Raw genomic sequence first — 6,000 nt, forward strand, 5'->3', positions numbered from 1 at the left:
TTGTTAGAGTGCTAAAGAATTAACATCCTTCATTATGATAACAAATGCTTACGACCATCATCTATAGAAGTCATATCGGTAAAAATACTTCCAAATTCGAAGTAGAAAAGTTTATTGAAAAGGCTAACCAACGCAACTCCGACGCAGGAGTAACAGGGATATTACTGTTTGATGGTGAGCATTTTTTACAATTACTTGAAGGACCGGAAGAAGAAGTCGATACTATTTATCGTGTGATCTGTGGTGATCATAGACATTTTTCTCTTACTGAACTTTTACGTGACTACTCAATCGAGCGCCATTTCGGTAACGCGGGTATGGAGCTGTTCGACCTGCGTAATTACGACAAGTCCGCTGTACTTGACGCGGTATTGGACCGTGCCACATCGAAATTTAAACTCACCTACGATGACCGGACTCTGCAATTTATTAAGACATTCGTAGAGTGTGAAAATAAAGACAGTTATCTTGAGTTAGGTGAAAGTGAGAAATGGCAGTTTGAACTTAATGAACAGCCGGAGCTGGTCGCGGACCACAGTGAAGAATTGCCTTATACCTTCGGCTTTCAACCGGTTATCAATCCTTCTTCTCGTAAAATCTTAAGCTACGAAGCCAAGATGCGTGCTGCTGACGGCCAGTCGCCTCTAAAGTTTTTTGCAAGCCTGCAACGCGATGAAATTTATCATGTCGATCTGGTTTCGAAACAGACGGCGTTACAGATGGCGAAAAGTTTACAGTTAAATGACTACACCTTAGTTTTAAAACTTTTGCCAATGACGTTAGTCAAGAATCCAGAGGCGGTAGAATTTTTACTGAACGCCATTCAAGAAAATGATTTTGTACCACAACAGATTGTGATTTCTATCGCTGAAGACAGTGTCGTCAACGAAGATGAAACCTTCACTGCCGAAGTAATGAAACTGAAACGTGCGGGTATCCGTCTTGCCATCGATAATTTTGGTGCAGGGATGGCTGGGCTGTTATTACTTACACGGATACAGCCAGAGTTAGTCATGGTAGATAGCGATATGCTACGCGATGTGCACAAAAATGGCCCTAAACAGGCGATTAATCAATCTATCATTAAGATTTGTTCGTCATTGGAAATCCAAGTAATTGCTTCAGGTATCACTCAGGTGGAAGAGTGGTCATGGCTACGTTTAGCGGGTGTCAAAGCCTTCCAAGGTGATTTATTTGCCGGCGCCGTCCCTCGTAGGCTTCCTGCGATTCACTGGCCCGTTGACCTTAACGCACGTATCAGCGCATAATGAATCGTTATTCCCATCAATATTTAAGGGAATAACGCCCCCTCATTCAGCAGTAATCCCTCTATCATCTGCCGTGATAAGCGGATAGTTATCCCGAACACACACCAAGTCCCCCCTCAACACCTCTCCTTTATGTACTAGAATCCTAAGCCGATGTACCTTGTTCTATACCGAAGATATCGCGGCAACAAGTGAGAGAATGCGGCAGAAAGGTGGCACCTTGGTCTAAGGTCCGAATGACTGTATTGGCAGTGAAGCCGGTAGAGGTAATCAAATTTGGTTTGGTATATGTAGGCGCTTGCACTCATAAACGACTATACCTACAATCAGCACAACCGCGCTAACATTAAATTAGAATAATTAATTTAACCGTAAAATTACGGTGTTATGTTCATTTTGGAGAAAACTCTGCTCTGAGTTTCGCTATAACCTCAGCCCTACCAAAAACGCCCCTCGATGGTGTGTCATAATGGCAACCCGGTAGCAAGAATCCTTTTCTTCAGTTCGTTGGTACGGGATGATTCCAGTGTATTGCTGAACAGCGCTTTAATTTTTGCCGGACGGGCGTCAAATTGTGCTGCCAAATCCCCCGCCCGATAACCATGCCGCACCAGTGTGGGCTCTAAATCATCCATATGGCGTGACAGGACTGATCCGGCCAGTTCAGCGGAAATGATCGACTCACCGGTATCGTATCCAGCTTCCAGCGCCAGCGTCAGGTGTTGTTGGATCTGCAGTGGGATACGTAGTTGTTCGGCCAGTAAATCCATCACTTCCTCGCTGAAAATCCCAATTGCCGCCCCAGTGCCTCCACTGCAACTTTCCAGCAGCCACTGGATGTACTCACGATGGCTCCCCGTGACGCCATCCAGAGAGAAAACATCGGTCCGGTAACTAATTTCTTCCATGGTAGGCCGGTGCAGATCATTTCGCAGCTTGGGATGCCATGCCATCACGATAGACAACCTACTACCTCCTACTTCGATCAACTCCATCAACCGTTTGAGTCCGGTCAGGGTGTGTCCGTTCAGGTCATGAGCTTCATCAACAAACAATACCACGGGACGTTTGCACTTTTTGAAAAGTGCCAGTAATTCACGCTCCCGCTTTCATTCTGTATCGGGATTGGCCTAATATTCTGTCTCCGGCTTGTAAAATGGTACAGCGTATCGTGCGCCTCTTTTACAGTACGAAAGGGGCGTTCGACCTTGCCTTTGGAACGGGCCGTCGTGCGCGTTCCGTCACTGCTTGCCAGCAAGTGCGTTTTCCAGTCAATACCCAGCGCCGGCATCTCGTTCTGAAACAACTGGCTTTTAGCCACCGGGCATTGTCCAGATAAATCATTGTCGGCCGCCCCTGGAATACGAAGGCTTCCTGTGGTTTGAATCCGAGGGAGACAAATCAAATTGCCAGCAATCATTGCGGTGAGATGCCTGAAACCTGACGGCGGCTGGCTCTCTGAAAAACGAAGGTGATCCAACTTCATCATCGTCAGATGGCGCTCAACCGTTGAGCTGGTAAGCGGTCCTTGTGGTACGTGGATAAACCCCCGGGGCGTTTCGACGCCATAGTCTTCGATCAGCGCAATGGCCCGGGCGGTGGATAAATGTCGTCCCTTTTTGTTGGTGGTACGTAACTTCAGGGCTGGGATGAGCTCGCAATATGTTTCCAGTTCAGTTCCCGGCATGACGCGGATTTTTCCTGTCAACGCGATGGACGGCATGAGGGTAATGAATGCGACTGATGACCCGATAGAGGGTGGCGGGCGAAACGCCGTACAATTCGGCAGAGTCCATGATTTGTCTGGCTCGTTCCGGACTCCTGCGCGGCAGCCCGGCAAGCCGCTGATGCAATTGCTGCAGTGAGTCGGCGGGAATGCGGCTACGCTGTCCGGAGGGCATGTTGCTCGGGCTGCGTCAGATAGTTATACAATGTTGATTGTCCGATACACATCAACCGACCTATCTGCGCTACGGTGTGGCGTGGTTCATGGTACAGCTGCAGTGCCAGTTTTTATTTTTCCGGATCAAGATTTTTTTTTCTTCCTACCTGACGTCCGCGGGCTTTCGCGGCGACCAGACCTGCCAGGATTCGCTCATGAATCATGATTACGCTCGAACTCGGCGAGTGCGCCAGACAATAATCGTGTCGCCAGCCCGCAAGAAAGTGATTAACGCAACCAGCCCACTTCGATCAGCCTTAACGCCGCTGGCTGTGTCTTCAAAAAAACGCTCGCATCCGGCCTGACGTAATGCGTCACGCTGAAGATCGAGATGTTGATCATCTGTTTAAACCCGGGCGTAACCAATCAGCATGGTATAAGTGTCCCGTTATCACGTTACAAATCAGTCTAAGCAAATGTAGATAGATAGATTTAAAAGACACTGAATAACACAGTTTTGATTAAAACATCGCCCTAAAAGTAAACGTCCAGCAAACCCTCAATTGCTGGACGCCGACTCAGCCCCTCATATCCATAAAAAAATGTATAGATTATATACTAGTGATGAAACCTCGCTGTTATTTGAAACCACCTTTGACCAGTGTTCCGGTCTCATCATGCGTCCAGGTAATGGCACCAGGACAAGCAGACGAACCACTCGATAAAGTAGAAATAGTTCCCTGTAATTTTCCATCGTTTCCGGTTGGTGGCAGGAATTTTACTTCATAATAAGGCCAGACTTTATTGTCACAGGTAAGCTTAAAATTCGGATTATTCATTTTATAATTTTCAATCCATGATATCTGTGAACCAGCCAAATCGCCTGCTGATTCTCCCACTTCCCATTGGCCGATGACATCCTCACGACCGGTATTCGTATTCAATGTTGTTCCGGTCAGGAACCGCCCTTCTTTCTTAACCTTAAATAAGAATGTGTCTCCCAATTTTCCAGGAACATAAAGCCGACAGGTTGCACCGGCTTTCGCACCATCGGCCCCGCCCTTACAATTTTTATGATTCGTAGAGGTATCTTTTCTGAAGCTACTGAATAACACCATAAACTGCCGTTTGCCATCTTGGGTGTTTTTAGTTGGCTGAATACCTGTATAGCCAATGCCACCGCCCCCAGTGAAACCGAACTGGTTAGCATAATAAAACTCATCGACTGGAGCTGCTGCATTGATAGTTATACCAAAAGTAATTTGATTTATTGGTTCTGATGATTTTATCTTCCAGTTCATACTGGGAGTAGCAGCAACACAGAAACCAGCGAAACCGAGTAGAGCTGTAGCCAAAACACTATGTTTAAAAAAAACCATAAAAACTCCTTAATTAAACCTATAAACTTTCTATATAACAAAAAGACATTAGAACGGCGTCTTTCCCTATAATGCCAATAATATACGGATAAACCGCAGAAAATACACTTTAGTGGATCACAAAATCAGGAAGGCAGTCTCACCGCCGTGGCGGCCGGTGGGGAAGTCGTTTCTGGCCTCTGAGCTTGCCGCTGCACTAAAGCAGATTCGGGAGTTACAGCGCCTTCTGGGTAAGAAGATCATGGAGGTTGAGATCCTGAAAGAAGCCGTGGAGTACGGCCAGTCGCGAAAATGGATAGCGCAAACGCCCTTGTGGCCAAAGGACGGGGAATAGCACAGGTCATGCCAAAACCGGATGTGAGAAGTTCATTACTAAACCTTGCTGCAGCGTTCACGCATTACAATGTCCCCCCACATAGCGCGCTGGGATATCTCTCCCCGAGGGAATACCGGCGGTAGCGGGAATCGTTATCGTAAGATACAAAAGCTGTCCGGAGATGGCGGGGCAAGATCAGCTCCCCTTCGGCCTGCTCATCGAATTAATGTCACTGCCGTCAGGCGTTGAAACTCCCTCAACAGCTCTGCGCTGGGTACCGGCCGACTAATTTTGCGCTGAGAGCCTGTCATCGCATAAAGAGGTTATAGAGGGGATCCACACCCTATACCGGTGATATCCCCTCCCCTTCTGGCCTAAGGTGCCTCAATGACTATAGCAACGCGTCTGTTCATGGCTCTGCCTTGCGAAGACTTATTACTGGCAATAGGGTAATCCCCCCATTTTTAACGGAGGTAATAAGTAGAATCAGTTAACACGTTGAATATGCTGCATCGGTGTAAAACCATTCAGTGCCATATTCGGTCGTTCATGATTATAAATCCATTGCCATTTTGTCGCATATTCCTGCAACGCATTCAATGATGAAAACAAACTTTGACCCAGCCAGTCATAACGCACTGTCCGGTTATAACGCTCAATATAAGCATTCTGCTGAGGTTTTCCCGGCTGAATAAAATTGAGTCGAATATTGTGCTGCTTAGCCCATATTATCAGTGTATTGCCTGTATATTCAGGACCATTATCACAACGAATTGATACCGGTTTTCCCTTCCATTCAATAATTTGCTCCAGCGTCCTGATAACCCGTATTGCCGGGAGTGAAAAATCAACCTCAATCGCCAGTGCTTCACGGTTAAAATCATCGATCACATTGAGCAAACGGACAGAACGTCCATCTGACAGTTGATCATGCATAAAATCCATAGACCAGCTGACGTTGCTGCTTGCAGGGACAGAGAGTGGCTCCGGCTTTTCTCGTTTTAACCGTTTTTTAGGCTTTATACGCATGTTAAGTGATAATTCGCAGTAGATACGATAAATCCTTTTGTGGTTCCATGTGAACCCTTTCACATTGCGTAGATACAGGTAACACAGACCAAATCCCCAGTTTCTTTGGTTGCTTGTGATCCGAAT

The 6,000-nt window shown here is 46.7% G+C and carries 3 protein-coding genes and 4 pseudogenes; 2 read left to right on the top strand and 5 right to left on the bottom strand.

What is annotated here, in order from left to right; all coding sequences use genetic code 11:
- Window positions 1-44 precede the first annotated feature (44 nt).
- Window positions 45-1,268 carry a diguanylate phosphodiesterase gene (locus HH682_RS06575; protein WP_214236793.1) on the top strand — a complete coding sequence of 408 codons (1,224 nt, stop codon included), beginning with the start codon at window positions 45-47 and terminating at the stop codon, window positions 1,266-1,268.
- Window positions 1,269-1,732: 464 nt separating this feature from the next.
- Here HH682_RS06575 and HH682_RS15790 read toward each other — a convergent pair.
- From HH682_RS15790 to HH682_RS06595, 4 genes and pseudogenes are all read right to left on the bottom strand, one after another.
- Window positions 1,733-2,377 (bottom strand): annotated as a pseudogene (locus HH682_RS15790) (ExeA family protein); the annotation flags it as partial.
- A gap of 27 nt (window positions 2,378-2,404) precedes the next feature.
- Window positions 2,405-3,169, bottom strand: a pseudogene (locus tag HH682_RS06585) (IS481 family transposase); the annotation flags it as partial.
- Window positions 3,170-3,385: 216 nt separating this feature from the next.
- Window positions 3,386-3,583, bottom strand: a pseudogene (locus HH682_RS16105) (recombinase family protein); the annotation flags it as partial.
- 205 nt (window positions 3,584-3,788) lie between these two features.
- Window positions 3,789-4,529, bottom strand: coding sequence for a hypothetical protein (locus HH682_RS06595; protein WP_214236795.1), 741 nt, complete (start codon window positions 4,527-4,529; stop codon window positions 3,789-3,791).
- A 120-nt stretch (window positions 4,530-4,649) separates the two neighbouring features.
- On the opposite strand from HH682_RS06595, the pseudogene HH682_RS06600 reads away from it, so the two are divergent.
- Window positions 4,650-4,871, top strand: a pseudogene (locus tag HH682_RS06600) (IS3 family transposase); the annotation flags it as partial.
- A gap of 460 nt (window positions 4,872-5,331) precedes the next feature.
- On the opposite strand, the gene HH682_RS06605 reads toward HH682_RS06600, so the two are convergent.
- A partial coding sequence (locus HH682_RS06605) for an IS3 family transposase (RefSeq protein ID WP_214236796.1) occupies window positions 5,332-6,000 on the bottom strand: 669 nt, incomplete at its 5' end.

Origin of the sequence: Rosenbergiella gaditana (assembly GCF_018494065.1) — a bacterium.
GTDB classification, from domain to species: Bacteria; Pseudomonadota; Gammaproteobacteria; order Enterobacterales; family Enterobacteriaceae; genus Rosenbergiella; species Rosenbergiella gaditana.